This is a genomic window from uncultured Cloacibacillus sp. (genome assembly GCF_963926575.1).
Taxonomy (GTDB): Bacteria; Synergistota; Synergistia; order Synergistales; family Synergistaceae; genus Caccocola; species Caccocola faecigallinarum.
Window position 1 is genome coordinate 447,096 of the sequence record NZ_CAWUXW010000002.1, and the last position, 15,134, is coordinate 462,229.

The 15,134-nt window shown below is 61.4% G+C and carries 12 protein-coding genes and 1 rRNA gene; 4 read left to right on the forward strand and 9 right to left on the reverse strand.

Features of this window, described 5'->3' with window-relative positions:
- Positions 1-24: 24 nt before the first annotated feature.
- The 7 genes from ABGT66_RS04955 to ABGT66_RS04985 form a co-directional block, all read right to left on the reverse strand.
- Positions 25-1,541 (reverse strand): 16S ribosomal RNA (locus tag ABGT66_RS04955).
- 458 nt (positions 1,542-1,999) lie between these two features.
- The gene (gene recA / locus ABGT66_RS04960) at positions 2,000-3,136 is read right to left on the reverse strand and encodes a recombinase RecA (RefSeq protein WP_294195289.1); all 1,137 of its coding nucleotides are present in this window, start codon (positions 3,134-3,136) and stop codon (positions 2,000-2,002) included.
- Between the two features lie 71 nt (positions 3,137-3,207).
- Positions 3,208-3,789 carry an RNA 2',3'-cyclic phosphodiesterase gene (gene thpR, locus ABGT66_RS04965; protein ID WP_346689262.1) on the reverse strand — a complete coding sequence of 194 codons (582 nt, stop codon included), beginning with the start codon at positions 3,787-3,789 and terminating at the stop codon, positions 3,208-3,210.
- A gap of 11 nt (positions 3,790-3,800) precedes the next feature.
- Positions 3,801-4,286, reverse strand: coding sequence for a CinA family protein (locus ABGT66_RS04970; RefSeq protein WP_346689216.1), 486 nt, complete (start codon positions 4,284-4,286; stop codon positions 3,801-3,803).
- A gap of 2 nt (positions 4,287-4,288) precedes the next feature.
- Positions 4,289-4,777 (reverse strand): phosphatidylglycerophosphatase A, encoded by a 489-nt coding sequence (locus tag ABGT66_RS04975; protein WP_346689217.1) that lies wholly within the window; start codon positions 4,775-4,777, stop codon positions 4,289-4,291.
- Positions 4,774-6,066, reverse strand: a complete 1,293-nt coding sequence (rimO, locus tag ABGT66_RS04980) for a 30S ribosomal protein S12 methylthiotransferase RimO (protein ID WP_346689219.1) — start codon at positions 6,064-6,066, stop codon at positions 4,774-4,776. Before rimO ends, ABGT66_RS04975 begins: the two co-directional genes overlap by 4 nt.
- The gene (locus ABGT66_RS04985) at positions 6,063-7,076 is read right to left on the reverse strand and encodes an asparaginase domain-containing protein (protein ID WP_346689220.1); all 1,014 of its coding nucleotides are present in this window, start codon (positions 7,074-7,076) and stop codon (positions 6,063-6,065) included. The genes rimO and ABGT66_RS04985 overlap by 4 nt, the downstream gene beginning before the upstream one ends.
- Before the next feature lie 138 nt (positions 7,077-7,214).
- Between ABGT66_RS04985 and ABGT66_RS04990 the strand changes: the two genes are divergently transcribed.
- From ABGT66_RS04990 to ABGT66_RS05005, 4 genes are all read left to right on the forward strand, one after another.
- A complete protein-coding gene (locus ABGT66_RS04990) occupies positions 7,215-7,877 on the forward strand; it encodes a DedA family protein (RefSeq protein WP_346689222.1) in 663 nt (220 codons plus the stop codon).
- 209 nt (positions 7,878-8,086) lie between these two features.
- The gene (locus ABGT66_RS04995; protein ID WP_346689223.1) at positions 8,087-9,094 is read left to right on the forward strand and encodes an ABC transporter substrate-binding protein; all 1,008 of its coding nucleotides are present in this window, start codon (positions 8,087-8,089) and stop codon (positions 9,092-9,094) included.
- 69 nt (positions 9,095-9,163) lie between these two features.
- Positions 9,164-10,834 (forward strand): iron ABC transporter permease, encoded by a 1,671-nt coding sequence (locus ABGT66_RS05000; RefSeq protein ID WP_300263294.1) that lies wholly within the window; start codon positions 9,164-9,166, stop codon positions 10,832-10,834.
- On the forward strand, positions 10,834-11,925 hold the full coding sequence (locus tag ABGT66_RS05005) for an ABC transporter ATP-binding protein (RefSeq protein WP_346689224.1): 1,092 nt from the start codon (positions 10,834-10,836) through the stop codon (positions 11,923-11,925). Before ABGT66_RS05000 ends, ABGT66_RS05005 begins: the two co-directional genes overlap by 1 nt.
- A gap of 100 nt (positions 11,926-12,025) precedes the next feature.
- On the opposite strand, the gene ABGT66_RS05010 is transcribed toward ABGT66_RS05005, so the two are convergent.
- Together ABGT66_RS05010 and ABGT66_RS05015 are read right to left on the reverse strand one after the other, a co-directional pair.
- Entirely contained in the window at positions 12,026-13,474 is a 1,449-nt protein-coding gene (locus ABGT66_RS05010) for an MATE family efflux transporter (RefSeq protein WP_346689225.1), read from the reverse strand.
- 209 nt (positions 13,475-13,683) lie between these two features.
- The gene (locus ABGT66_RS05015; protein ID WP_346689226.1) at positions 13,684-14,868 is read right to left on the reverse strand and encodes a pyridoxal phosphate-dependent aminotransferase; all 1,185 of its coding nucleotides are present in this window, start codon (positions 14,866-14,868) and stop codon (positions 13,684-13,686) included.
- Positions 14,869-15,134: the final 266 nt, after the last annotated feature.

The window sequence follows — 15,134 nt, forward strand, 5'->3', positions numbered from 1 at the left end:
ACGGCATCTTGTGCCGCTCCTTAGAAAGGAGGTGATCCAGCCGCACCTTCCGGTACGGCTACCTTGTTACGACTTCACCCCCCTTACTCGGCGCACCTTAGACGCATCTCTCCTTTGCAGGTTGAGCCTGCGGCTTTGGGTGCCCCCAACTCGGGTGGTGTGACGGGCGGTGTGTACAAGGCCCGGGAACGTATTCACCGCAGCTTGGCTGATCTGCGATTACTAGCGATTCCGGCTTCATGTAGTCGAGTTGCAGACTACAATCCGAACTGGGACCGGCTTTGGAGGATTCGCCAACGCTCGCGCGTAAGCTGCCTTCTGTGCCGGCCATTGTAGCACGTGTGTCGCCCTGGGCATATAGGCCATGATGACTTGACGTCATCCCCACCTTCCTCCGCCTTGTCGGCGGCAGTCTCGCCAGAGTGCTCAGCTCCACCTGTTAGCAACTGGCAATAGGGGTTGCGCTCGTTGCGGGACTTAACCCAACATCTCACGACACGAGCTGACGACAGCCATGCAGCACCTGTTCACGCTCCCCAGCAAGCTGGGGTCTATCCGCTTTCACTTCAATACCACGTGTATGTCAAACCCAGGTAAGGTTCTTCGGTTTGCATCGAATTAAACCACGTGCTCCACCGCTTGTGCGGGCCCCCGTCAATTCCTTTGAGTTTCAGTCTTGCGACCGTAGTCCCCAGGCGGGATACTTAACGCGTTAACTACGGCACGGAACAACTGCTTGCCCCACACCCAGTATCCATCGTTTACGGCCAGGACTACCGGGGTATCTAATCCCGTTCGCTGCCCTGGCTTTCGCACATGAGCGTCAGTAGTGTGCCAGGAAGCCGCCTTCGCCACTGGTGTTCCTCCCGATATCTACGCATTTCACCGCTACACCGGGAATTCCACTTCCCTCTCACATACTCTAGTCCGCCAGTATCTGTTGTAGAACTGAGGTTGAGCCTCAGCCTTTGACAGCAGACTTAACGAACCGCCTGCGTGCGCTTTACGCCCAGTAATTCCGAACAACGCTCGCCCCCTACGTATTACCGCGGCTGCTGGCACGTAGTTTGCCGGGGCTTCCTCGTGTGGTACCGTCATTGTTCTTCCCACACAACAGGGCTTTACATCCCGAGGGATTTCTTCACCCACGCGGCGTCGCTGGGTCAGGGTTGCCCCCATTGCCCAATATTCCCCACTGCTGCCTCCCGTAGGAGTCTGGACCGTGTCTCAGTTCCAGTGTGGCCGGTCGACCTCTCAGTCCGGCTATCCGTCTTCGCCTAGGTGGGCCTTTACCCCGCCTACTAGCTGATAGAACGCGAGTCCCTCTCCTGCCGGATTGCTCCTTTCACCTCTCGGCTTATGCGGTATTAGCATCCGTTTCCAAATGTTGTCCCCCTGCCGGAGACAGGTCCTCACGCGTTACTCACCCGTCCGCCACTTGGTTATATTCAAAGCAAGCTTCTTATATAACCCCGTTCGACTTGCATGTGTTAGGCACGCCGCCAGCGTTCGTCCTGAGCCAGGATCAAACTCTCCGTTTGATTCCTGTTTCGCTTCAACTCATCCACTCTTTTAGAATGAACCAGTCGCCCGCTCAAGTTGCACGTCTGTTCTTTATACCTTCTCGACTTCCGCTTCCGCTCCGCTCGCTTCGGCGCTCCCGCGCCCCGCTCGCTTTCCGCTTCCGCTTCCGTCTCGCTCCTCTGTATTCCCTTGTCATGGTGCCTGCGCTCTTTTTCGGAACTGACCGTCCCTCGCGGAGCGCATGATTAAGTATATCAGCGTTCGGCTATAAGTCAATAAATACTGCCCGTAACTTCTAGAGTATAAACAACAACTGAAAGTATTTTTATTTTGACTATCTTCCAGTTAAAATTATAAATGTCAGGAACTCTGTAGACGTTCAAAAAATAACGGCGGAGTTCATCAAGGAACTTCGCCGTTATTTTTTTAGATATTTTTCTTTTATTTTTGCGGCGGCTTAATACGCCGCGCGGCGTTACTCTTTTTCTTCCGGCTCGGAGATGTCGAGCTTGAGGACGCCTTCCTCGAGGAGCGCTTCGACGTTGTCTTCAAGCGCGCTTTCTTCGTGCTCTTCCTGCTTCGCCGGTTCGTCGGCGAGGCCGAGGCCCGCGGCTACTTTGTCGAGGACTTCCTTCGTGATCTCGTCCATCAGCTCGGGATGTTCTTCTATATAAGAAGCGACGGCATCCTTGCCCTGCCCGAGCGTCTCGCCTTTGTATGCTATCCACGAGCCTTTGCGCTTGAGTATCTCGCGGTCGAGCGCCATGTCGAGCACGGCCATTCCCTTCGGCACGCCTTTGCCGTAGATGAGCGTCGTGTGGGCGGTGCGGAAGGGCGGCGCCTGTTTGTTTTTGACTACTTTGATGTAGAGCTCGTGGCCGATGACTTCGTCGCCGCGCGTCACCTGCTTGCCGCGGCGCACTTCGATTCGGACGGAGCTGTAGAATTTGAGCGCGCGTCCGCCTGTGGTCGTCTCAGTCGGCCCCTGGCTGTAGCCGGAGCTTATCTGCGCGCGGAGCTGGTTGATGAAGATGACGGTCGTGTTGCTTTTCGCTATGGCGGCGGTGAGGCGGCGCAGCGCGTAGCTCATGAGGCGCGCGTGAAGGCCGACCTGTTTGCCGCCCTCGTCCATCCTGCCGTCTATCTCGGCCTGCGGCGTGAGCGCGGCGACGGAGTCGACGACTACGAGGTCGACCGCGCCGCTGCGGACAAGGGTGTCGAGGATGTAGAAGGCCTGTTCGCCGCTGTCCGGCTGCGAGAGGTAGAGGTTCGCGGTGTCGACGCCGAGCGAGGCGGCGAGGCGCGGATCGAGCGCGTGCTCCGCGTCTATGAAGGCCGCTATGCCGCCGGCTTTCTGCGCTTCGGCGAGAATGTGGAGCGCGATGGTGGTTTTACCGCCGCCCTCAGGGCCGAAGATTTCGACTATGCGTCCGCGCGGGACGCCTCCGATGCCGAGCGCCACGTCGAGCGGCAGTATGCCGCTGTGTATGACCTCGACGGCGCGCTGCACTTCATCGCCGAGGCGCATTATCGCGCCTTCGCCGAATCTGCCCCTTATGTCGCTGAGCGCCTGTTCCAGTATATCTTCGCGAGTTACTGCTTTTTTTGCCATCGTTCAGCCTCCGTTTGTCGTTGTCAGTTTTCGAACAGATTATAACAAACGCGAGGCTGTCTTCACAATGTTTACAGTTCGTAAATTTTGAGAGGAGTGTATATCGGGCCTTTCGGCGTGAGTTCGCTGCGCATGAATATGACTTCGCGCACCGTCCATGAAGGCAGGGCGATTTCGTCGAAGGTGAGCTCGCGCAGCGCGTCAGCGGGGAGCGGCGTCGTTTCGGCGCGGCGTCCGAGCGTTATGTGCGGGGAGAATTTTTTGCGTTCTTTCGCGACGCCGCGGCGCGCGGCTAAGTTGTCCGCCGCTCGCGCGAGCGCGCAGAGTTTTTCCGTGTCGCCTGTGATTCCCGTCCAGACGACGCGCGGCGCGGAGAGCTTGGGGAATCCGCCGACGCCGCGCGCGGCGAGCTCGAACGGGCCGCGCGGCAGCTCTTTGTCGAGGAGCGACGAGACGGCGCGCGCCATCTCTTCGGGTATCTCGCCGCAGAATTTCAGCGTGATGTGTATCGTTTCGGGCTTTACCCAGCGTATGCCGCTGTAGGGCAAGGCGCGTTTTTTCGCGTTAATCCACGCGCCGAGCGCCGCTATGTGGCGCGGCGGAAGTTTTACGCAGACGAAGGTGCGCAGGAGACGTCCCGCGAGCGGAGGGATTCAGCCGCCCATTACAGCCGCGCTCCGGCTTCGGCGAGGCGGCGCAGGACTTCTTCGACGGTCTGGCGGCGCACGGCGGCGCGGTCTCCGTCGAAGCGGCGGCGGAAGGTTTCCGCGCCGTCCTTCGTTGCAAGGCCGAACCATACTGTGCCAACGGGCTTCCCCTCGCTGCCGCCGCCGGGGCCGGCTATGCCCGTGACGCTCATCGCGACGTCCGCGCCGTAGACGCGGCGCGCGCCGCATGCCATTTCCTCCGCGCACTCGGAGCTTACCGCGCCGTGTTTTTCGAGCGTTTCGCGCGTGACGCCGAGGATACGTTCCTTTGCGCTGTTGACGTAGGTGACGGCTGAGCCGTAGAAGATGTCGGACGCGCCGGCGACGTTCGTAATCGTCTCCGCGATCATGCCGCCTGTGCAGGATTCCGCGAGCGCGAGCGAAAGGCCTTTCTCGCGGAAGATTTCTATGACGCGCGACGCGAGTTCGTCGAGTTTTTCCATTTTTACCGCCCCACCATTTCGAGTATCGCGGTCAGCCCTTCGGCGAAGAGCAACCAGTGTACGAAGCGCAGCATAAGGTTGACCATTATGCCGCCTACTATGTCGTCGGCCATTATTCCCTTGCCGCCGGGGATTTTGTCGAACCAGCTGACGGGGAAGGGCTTGACTATGTCGACTATGCGGAAGAGGAAGAGCGCGGGGATAGCGTAGGTCATGTCGAAGCCCCACGACGCTATCCATACGCCTACGACTTCGTCTATGACGACTTCGCCGGGGTCGTCGCGCTCCGCGGCCTTTTCGTACTTATCCGCGGCGGCGACGCCCAGAACGGCGACCGCGGCGATGAGCCAGAGCGGCGCGCCGCCTAGCAGTATCCAGAGGACCGTGCCGGCGACCGAGCCGAGCGTGCCGGGCATTCTCGAAAAGCGCCCTATCGTCCCGGCCGTCGCGACGAGGCCGTACCATGTCTTCATTTCCGGCGTGAGTATCATAGGACTTCCTCCCCGGCCATGTCGTGCGTCATGGCCTCCGTTATCTTGACGTTTATCATGTCGCCTTCTTTTATATCCTTCCTTATATTGCGTATCTCTATGAGGCCGTCGACCTCGGGCGCTTCGCGGAAGGAACGCCCCTCGGCGAAGCCCTCTTCCGGCACGACCCTGTCAACGAGCACGCGCAGCTCGCGGCCGACGAAGCTCCGCTGGCGCTCGAACGAGATTTCCTCCTGCACGCGCATCAGCGTATCGAGACGTTTTTTCTTCGTCGCCTCGGAGACCTGCCCGGCCATGCACTCGGCGGGCGTGCCCTCCTCGGCGTAGAAGGTGAAGGCCCCCATGCGGTCGAAGCGGACCTCTTTGACGAAGTCGATGAGGTTGTCGAAATGCTTTTTCTTCTCGCCCGGGAAGCCGACCATGCAGGTGGTGCGCAGCGTGAAGTCGGGGTTTATCTCGCGCGCGGTGCGGAATATCGAGCGCAGCGCGCCGGGCTTTATGTCGCGGTTCATGTGCACGAGTATCTCGGGGTCGCCGTGCTGCACGGGGATGTCGAGGTATGGGATTATCTGCCGCCCCGCGGCGACGCGCTCGAGCAGCTTGTTCGTGACGCGCGTCGGGTGGAGGTAGAGCAAACGTATCCATATATCGTAGGGCAGCGAGCTTTCGAGCGCGTCGAGCAGCTCGATGAGCCCCTTGCCGGCGCCGTTGTCCGTGCCGTAGACGGTGAGGTCCTGCCCGACGACGCAGAGCTCGCGCGCGCCTTCGCCGACGAGCTGCTGCGCTTCCTTTACTATCACGTCGACAGGCAGGCTGCGCAGCGGGCCGCGTATCGACGGTATCGCGCAGTAGGCGCAGCGGTTGCCGCAGCCTTCGCTGATTTTCAGATAGCGCGTGTATTTCGGCGTCGAGGGCAGCGAGCCGCGGCGGCGCGCTCCGTCGAGCGGCGTCGCGAGGCTTTTGAGCACGCTCTCCCAGTCCTCGGTCTCCGCCCAGAAGTCTACCGACGGTATCTCCGAGGTGAGCCCCTCGCGATAACGGTTGACGAGGCAGCCGACAACGCCGATTTTCTCAAGCTCGCCCTTCTGCCGCAGCTCTTCGAGGTCAAGTATCGCCTCTATGCTCTCTTCGACAGCGGGGCGGATGAAGCCGCAGGTGTTGACGATGGCGGCCTGCGCCTGTTCGACCTCCGGGACGAGCTCGTGGCCCGCGGCCTTGAGCGCGCCCGCAAGACACTCGCTGTCTACTCTGTTTTTGGCGCAGCCGAGGGTCAGCAGGTATATCTTCATAATTTATACAGCTCCGTTATGTTGTCGGAGACGGGCTGATTCAGCATGTAGAGGCTGAGGCCGTTGTGCGTGAGGCCGGCCGATATGCCGAGCGCCATGCGTATGCGCGCTTTGAAGGGATTGAGGCGGCCGGCGGACATGACGCCGAGCTCCTCTAGCTTTTCAAACGAGCCCTCGAAGTCGTTCGTCTTGTGGACGCTGCCCTGGAAGCAGCGCGACACGACGGCGACCTCGACGCGGCTGCGCACGAGGTTGCGTATCATCGGGACCCATGAGGGCGGAACGTTGCCCGCGCCGAAGCCGGCAAGCACGAGCCCCTTGAGCTCGCGCGCGTGGAGCAGCGACGAGAGCATTCCGTCGCCGCCGCCGAGCGAGGCCCACATTATTTCGACGTAGGGAATTTCCTTCGGCCTTACGGCGAGGAAGACGGGGCGCTTCGAATCCTGTAGGAATTTCAGCTCGCCGTTGAGCATCTTGCCGATCGTGCCGCGCAGCGGAGACTGGAAGGCGTTGTCGGGAGACTCGGGGTCGGCGAGGACGGCGTCGCCCGCGTCGAAGAGCTCTCCGCTCGAGCAGATGAGCACGCCCCTGTTCTGCGCGCCCGGCGAGAGCGCGGCGAGCACCGCGCAGTGGAGGTTCATGAGCCCCTCCTTCACGCCCGCGCGGCCCTGCACCATGAGGTTGGCGAATATGACGGGCTCGCTGCGCTTCCAGAGAAGGTTGACGAGGTAGGCTATCTCTTCCATGACGCCGCAGCCCGAGACGACGATGATGCCGGCGTAGCCCTCCGCGGCGACGGACTCGAGCATCTCCTCCATCGCCATCGTCATCGGCATCGAGTAGTGCGTGCTCGGCTGGCAGCTCCATTCCTTTATATCGCAGCGGCACGCGAGCTCGTCCGGCAGGTAGTTCAGCAGCGAGCCCGGGTCTGCGTTCTCGTCGGCGGAGAAGCTCCCCGCTATGACGAGCGCGAGTTTTGACAGCGGATGCAATGCTATTCCTCCATCCATATATCGGTCGCGGAGGGCTTCCCCTCCGCCTGTGCATTGTAGCGCAAAGCGGGCCGGGTTTCAAATTACGCCTTTTCTAATAGACTTTTAACGGTTTTCATATATCATTACATATCAGTTAAACTCGAAAGGAGATTCATGTTGGAGGCAATACTTTCTTTCTTCGGAAACTGCGCCGCGCTCTTCGGCGGACTCATAGGCTGGCTCGTCAACGTTATAGGACATCTCGGCTACGCGGGCATCGTCGGGCTGATGTTCCTCGAATCGTCGTTCTTCCCGTTCCCGAGCGAGGTCGTCATGCCGCCCGCGGGCTATCTTGCGTGGAAGGGCGAGATGAACGTCGCGCTCGTCCTGGGCGCGGGCATACTCGGCAGCATACTCGGCGCGCTCTTCAACTACTGGATAGCGGTGCGCTGGGGGCGGCCGTTCTTTGAGAAGTACGGAAAATATTTCTTCGTGACGCACGAGTCGCTCGACAAGGCCGAAGTCTTCTTCGCGCACCACGGGCACATCAGCACCTTCACGGGCCGCCTGCTGCCCGTCATACGCCAGTACATCTCTCTGCCCGCGGGGCTCGCGCGCATGCCGCTGCCGCAGTTCTGCTTCTACACGGCGCTCGGCTCGGGCGTATGGGTCACGATACTGACGCTGCTCGGCTACTTCCTCGGCAGCAACGAGGCGCTCATCCACGAAGAGCTGCATAAGATAACGATTCTGCTCATCGCTGGCTGCGCGGTGCTCGTCGTGATTTACGCGATCGTCTATAAAAGAAGGAAGCGCGGACAAAAGCAGCGCCCGTAGATAAACCGAAGGCGGCCGTCCCATCGCGAGGGGCGGCCGCTTTTTCATGCGCGCCGCGAAATTTTCATTTTCGCACGCGCATGCGCGCGGCCGCGCGTTTCTCAAACTGTTAAAAAATGCTATCATTTACGTAACGTCAATGTAACGGCGCGCGGAGGCTCCGCGCGCTCCGCCAGCGCGGCGGAAAATTTTTTACGGGAGTGGTACTTATGCACAGCAAGCGCGGTAAGTTCTTGTCAATCGTCATGGCGCTCGCGCTCGTCGCATGCTTCGGCGCGGCGGCCTGCGCGGCGACGCTCAACGCCTACACGGTCATGCCGGAGAAGTACGCGTCGCAGGTATTCGAGCAGTTTACTAAGGATACCGGAATCAAGGTCAACTTCATCCGCTTCTCGTCGGGCGAGGCCCTCGCGCGCCTCACGGCGGAGAAGAAAAATCCGCAGGTCGACATACTTCTCGGCGGCCCCGCCGACGTCTACACCGCGGGCTGCGACGCGGGAGTATTCGCCGAGTACGCGCCGAAGGAGCAGGCTCTGACGCCCGCCGAATACAGAGACCCCGGCAACCGCTGGACCGGCATCGGCCTCATCCCGCTCTGCTTCCTCACGAACACGGACTTCCTCAAGGAGCACAATATGAAGGCCCCCGAGTCGTGGCAGGACCTGCTCGACCCCGCCTATAAGAACGGCCTCCAGATGGCCGACGCCCGCACCTCAGGCACCGCGACCGAGCGCATCTACTCGCTGATCGCCGTTTACGGCGTCGACGGCGCGTTCGACTATCAGAAGAAGCTGCACCAGAACATCCAGCTCTACACGAAGAGCGGCGCGGGCGGCGCGCTGCCGATAGCGCAGGGGCAGGCGGCGAGCGGAATATTCTACCTCGTCGACGCGCTCGACATAGTGCAGCAGGGCTACCCGGTCGTCATCACCTATCCGAAGGAAGGCGTGACCTTCGGCATCGAGGCGACGGGCATTATCGAAGGTGCGAAGAACCTCGACGAGGCTAAGGCCTTCGTCGACTGGGCGACGAGCAAAAAGCTCGGCGAACTCTTCCTCGCGAAGAAAATCAACTACATCCCCGTCGTGACGGGCCTCAAGATCGACAACCCCGCGCTCGACACCTCGCACGTGAAGCTCCTCTCCGTCGGCGCGGAGCACAAGGGCGACAAGCGCAAGGAATACGTCGACCGCTGGGTCAACGAAGTAATCCGCTAATCCTGTAAGCTCATTACCGGGCCGGCTCCCGCACGGAAGCCGGCCTTTTTTCAGAGGGGGTCTCACGCTATGGCTTCTTCGTCGATGAAACGCGACCCCGCGCTCGTCCCTGTCGTGGCGGCGCTGTGGCTCGCGCTCGGCGTTTTTATCATCTATCCGTTCATCAGGCTGCTCGCCGTCACGTTCACGGCGGAGGACGGCGGCCTTTCGCTCGAAAACCTCACGATGGTCTTCTCCAACAGCTACGACAGGCTAGCGCTGATGAACAGCATCTGGCTCGCGATAGCCGTCGCCGTCACGGGCACGGCGCTCGGCTTCTGCTTCGCCTTCGCCGTCGTGCGCATCAAGATGCCCGCGCCCGTGCGCTGGTTCATCGCGGCGGTGACGGTGCTGCCGCTCATCTCGCCGCCATTCACGAGCAGCATCGCGCTGACGCTTTCGCTCGGACCGAACGGCATACTGCTCAACCTGCTCGGCATACCGGACTTCAACATCTACGGCTTCTGGGGCACGTGGATGTCCGAGTCGCTGACATACTTCCCCGTAGCCTTCCTCACCATCTCGTCGGTGCTCGCCTGCATCGACCCGAACTTTGAGGACGCGGGGCTCTCGCTCGGCGGCTCGCCCTTCCGCGTATTCCGCACCGTGACGCTGCCGCTGACGATGCCCGCGATCGCGAACTCGATACTTCTGCTCTTCGCCTGCTCGCTCGCGGACTTCGCTACGCCGCTCGTCCTCGCGGGGCATCAGTTCCCCGTCCTCCCGACGCAGGCCTACCTTCAGATAACGGGGCTCTACGACCTGCGCGGCGGCGCGGCGCTCTCCTTCGCGCTGCTCGTCCCGGCGCTCTTCGTCTTCTTCCTCCAGCGCTGGTGGGTCAGCCGCAAAAGCTACGTCACGGTCAGCGGCAAGTCCGGCGCGCAGACGCGGCCCAAGGGCATCGGCCTCGCGGCCGAGGCTGCGATTCTCGGAGTCTGCGCCGTCGTGATAGCCTTCATCGTATTCCTCTATGCGCTGATAACGATGGGCGCTTTCACAAAAACATGGGGGCTCGACAACAGCTTCACGCTCGACAGCTTCGCATACGTATTCAACCACGGGCGCAAGGCCATCATCGACACGCTGATAATCGCCTGCGTCTCGACGCCGCTCGGCGGCCTCATCGCCGTGCTCGTCGCCTACATCACTCAGCGCAAGTCGTTCCCCTGCAACGCGCTTATGGAGATAGTCTCGCTGCTCAACTTCGCGCTGCCCGGCACGGTCGTCGGCATCGCGTACATCATCGCCTTCAACTCGAGCCCGCTGATACTGACGGGCACGATGTCTATACTCGTCGCGGCCTACGTCTTCCGCTACGACTCGGCGGGCATACGCTCCGTCATAGCGTCGCTGCAGCAGATAGACACGTCGCTCGAGGAGGCTTCGCTGAGCCTCGGCGCGTCGTCCGCGGCGACCTTCCGCAACGTGACGCTGCCGCTCGTCGTCCCGGCTCTGCTCGCGGGCATGAAGTATCTCTTCATCCACTCGATGACGGCGATAAGCGCGACGATATTCCTCGTCTCCGTGAGCTGGTCCCTGCTCACGGCGCGCATCCTCGAATGTATGACGGAGCTGCAGTTCGGCAACGCCTGCGCCTTCTCCGTCGTGCTCATTCTGCTCGTATTCTTGTTCAACGGACTGCTGACGCTTCTTGTCCGGGCCGCGGGCTTCGGCTACAGGGGGCAGGGAGGTAACAGATAATGGCTGTAGAACTTCATCTTCACGACATAAGAAAAACCTTCGTAAAGGACGGCGCGAGCTTCAACGCCGTCGAGCGCGTCGAGCTCGACGTAAAGGGCGGCGAGCTCGTAACGTTCCTCGGCCCCTCGGGCTGCGGCAAGACGACGACGCTGCGCATGGTCGCGGGCTTCGAGACGCCGACCGCGGGACGCATCCTCATCGACGGGCAGGACGTGACGAACGTCATGGTCAACAAGCGCGAGATAGGCTTCGTCTTCCAGAACTACGCGCTCTTCCCGCACATGACGATAGGCGACAACGTCGGCTACGGGCTGAAGATGCGCTCGGAGAGCGGACCCGACGTGACGCGCAAGGTCGCAGAGGCGCTCGAGATGGTCGGCCTCAAGGGCGCGGAAAAGCGTTACCCGAACCAGCTCTCGGGCGGCGAGCAGCAGCGCGTCGCGCTCGCGCGCGTCCTCGTCATGCGCCCGAAGGTCCTGCTCATGGACGAGCCGCTCTCGAACCTCGACGCGAAGCTGCGCCTGCATATGCGCACGGAGATACGCCGCATACAGAAGCAGCTCGACATAACATGCCTCTACGTCACGCACGACCAGAAGGAGGCGCTGACGATGGCGGACCGCATCATGGTCATGAACCGCGGCCGCGTCGAGCAGATAGGCACGCCCTTCGACATCTACACGCACCCGCGCACGCTCTTCGTCGCTGACTTCATCGGGCAGGCCAACGCTCTGCCCGGCACGCTCGAAGCCGCCGAGTCGCCGGAGCGCGGCGTGATGGCGGCGGGCGGCGCGAAATTCCCAGTCAAGCTCTTCGACGACATGGAATACAAAACCGGCGGCACGATACGCCTCATCCTGCGCCCCGAGGCCGTCACGCTCAAATCGCCGGACGAGGGGCTGCTGCGCGGCTGCGTCGAAAGCGCGGTCTTCAGCGGCGACCGCATGGAATACGTCGTAGCTCTCGAAAGCGGAGAAAAGCTCTCCGTCATGGAAAATTACTTCCCCGGAGCGACGCGGCGCGAAGCGGGCGAAAACGTCGGCCTCTGCTTCAACTCGGCGCTCACGATAGCGCTTCCGGAAAAGGGCTAGAAGCGGCGGCGCGAGCTTCGCGCGTCCGCGAAACCGTAAAAAAATCCCCGCGCCTCGAGGCTGCGGGGATTTTTCGTATTCTGCGGAAGCTCCGGAATTTTTACTGCGCGGCGGCGGGCTTCTGCGCGGGCGCCGCGGCGGCGGACTGCTTCGCCTCCGCCTCGCGCTCGGCCTTCTTTATCGCCCAGCGGAAACCCGCGACGTGCGCGCCGAAGGTCACGATCCACGACACGGGATAAGAGAGATAGACGACAGTGACCGTGTGGAAGGCGGGAATCTGGAAGAGCAGGAAAATCCACGCGAGCCTCAGCCCGCACGAGCCGATCAGCGTGACTATAGTCGGCAGCACGGAGTAGCCGAGGCCGCGCAGCGCGCCGACCATGCCGTCCATCAGGCCGCAGAGGAAATATGTCGCCGCGACGATGTGGAAGCGCGAGATGCCCGCCGCGATGACCTCCTCGCTCGGCGAGTAGATGCGCAGCAGCGCGTGGCCGAAGATGACGCACGACATTCCGAGCACCACGCCGACGACGGTGCTGCACGCGAGCCCCGTCTTGAGTATGCGGCGCACGCGCTTCACGTTGCCGACGCCCATGTTCTGGCTCGTGAAGGAGATGATGGCCTGATAGAAGGAGTTCATCGCGAAGTAGACGAACTGCTCTATGTTCTGCGCCGCGGAGTTGCCCGCCATCGTGACGGCGCCGAAGGTGTTTATCGACGACTGGATGACGACGTTCGAGAGTGAGAAGAGCACGCCCTGAATCCCCGCGGGCACGCCTATCTTGAGAATCTTCACGAGCTTGTCGGCGTGGATGCGCGTCTCCGACGGCACGAAGCGTATGCCGCCGCTCTCGCGCATGAGGCAGCGCACGACGAGCGCGGCCGAGACGCACTGCGATATGACCGTCGCGATCGCGACGCCGGCGACGTCGAGGTGCAGATTGATGACGAAGAAAAGGTTCAGCACGACGTTGATGACCCCGGCGACCGCGAGGTAGAAGAGCGGGCGGCGAGTGTCTCCGACCGCGCGCAGCACGGCGCTGCCGAAGTTGTATATCATCATCGGCGTCATGCCGAAGAAATATATGACGAGGTAGAGCGTCGCGAGGCCGAGCACCTCGGCGGGCGTCTGCATGATTATCAGGATTTTGCGCGCGAAGACGACGCCGACGAGCGTCAGGAAAATCCCGCTCGCGACGGCTAGGAACATCGAGGTGTGTACCGTCTCGGAGAGCGCCTTCTCCTCCTTCGCGCCGTAGTAGCGCGCGGCGAGGACGTTCGTCCCTATCGAGACGCCGATGAAGAGGTTCGTCAGCAGCCCTATGAGCGCCGTGTTCGAGCCGACCGCCGCGAGCGAGTTGTCCCCCGCGTAGCGTCCGACGACGATGATGTCCGCGGCGTTGAAGAGCAGCTGCAAAATGCTCGAAAACATCAGCGGCACGGCGAAGAGCAGCATCTTGGGCAAGATGGGGCCGCTGCACATATTTATCTTGAATTGTTTATTGCCGGAGCTGTGCGTGTGTATCGTCCTTATTCTGAAAACGTGCATAAGCCCATACCTGCCTGTAATAAAATATGTGCGCCGCGCGTGCGCGGCGTCTCATTCCCATTTTAGCACCACGCGGCCCTTATGTAACAGCTTTTTAACAAAAATACGGCGGCGGCGCAAAGCTGCGGCGCGCGCCATGAACGAAAAAGGGAGGCGGCGCGCGGCCGGCCTCCCGTCAAAATTCCGAAGCTTCGCGAAACGCGCGCGGCTTACCTGCGCAGCCCCTCGACGGCTTCCTTTATGCGCTTCATGCCCTCTTCGATATAATCGTAGCCGCGGCAGTAGGCGAGCCTGATGTGGCCCGGCATACCAAAAACTTCGCCCGGCACCGTCGAGACGCCGGCCTCCTCGAGAAGCCACGAGCAGAATTTGAAGCCGTCCATGCCGAGCGACGAGATGCGCGGGAAGGCGTAGAAGGCTCCCGCCGGAGTGATGGCCTCGAAGCCCTCGATTTTGTTGAGCCACGAGACGACCATGTCGCGGCGGCGGCGGTACTCCTTAACCATCGCATCGACGTCGGGGCCCGCGTGCGCGAAGGCTTCGACGACGCCCGCCTGCGCGAACGAGTTGGCGCAGGTCGTGAGGTTCTGGTGGCACTTGTTCACGTACTGGCGCATAGCCGCGGGAGCGACTATCCAGCCGATGCGCCATCCGGTCATCGACCACGTCTTCGACGCCGCGGAGACGGTCACGGTGCGCTCCGCCATTCCGGGCAGGCTCGCGATGCTGACGTGCTCGCCGTCGTAGAGGAATTTTTCGTAGCATTCGTCGGATATCACCCAGATGTCGTTCTCTATGGCGAAGGCCGCGATCTCTTCGAGATTCTCGCGCGTGAGCACCGCTCCGCTCGGGTTGTTCGGCGAGTTCAGCAGTATCGCCTTCGTCTTCGCGGTGCGCGCCTTCTTCAAATCTTCTACGTGCAGCTTGAAGCCGTCCTCCATCCTCGTCGCGACGGGGACGAGCGCGCCGTTCGCAATCGCGAGCACGTCTGCGTAGGCCGAGAAGTACGGCGCGGGCACGATGACCTCGTCGCCCGGCTCGAGCAGCGTCAGGAACGACGCCGTCAGCGCCTCCATAGCGCCGTTCGTGATGACGACGTTCTTATCTGCGTCGACGTCCATGCCGTTGTCGCGGCGGTACTTCTCCGCAACGGCGCAGCGCAGGTCGTAAGCGCCCGCCATGTCGGTGTAATGCACGTTGCCCGCGCGCAGCGCCGCGGCCGCGGCCTCCTTCGCGCACTCGGGCGAGTCGAAGTCCGGACGCCCTATCTCCATGTGGATGATGCTGCGCCCCTCGCGCTCCATCTCCTCGGCGCGCGCGAGTATCTCGCGTATGCCGCCCGCCATCTTTATCGAAGCCATACGGCTGTTCGGAAACGTTACCTTGGTCGTCATGAGCATTCCCCCTGCCAATGATTTTACACAACGTATATTATTACAAATCGCGCCGTTTCGGGCAAAAGCCGCTAAAATTTTCCTTCCGCGCGCCGCGGCGCGTTTTTACAGATTTTTGACGGGGGCACGCTATAATAGCCTGAAAAAAAATCCGAGGGGGAAATTTTTATGAGTATCAAGACGCCGGCGGAAATTTCTCAGGCCGCGCTCGCGGCGGGAATCGCGAAGAGCCGGCTCGCGCTCGGGACTATGCTGCTGATGGGCTT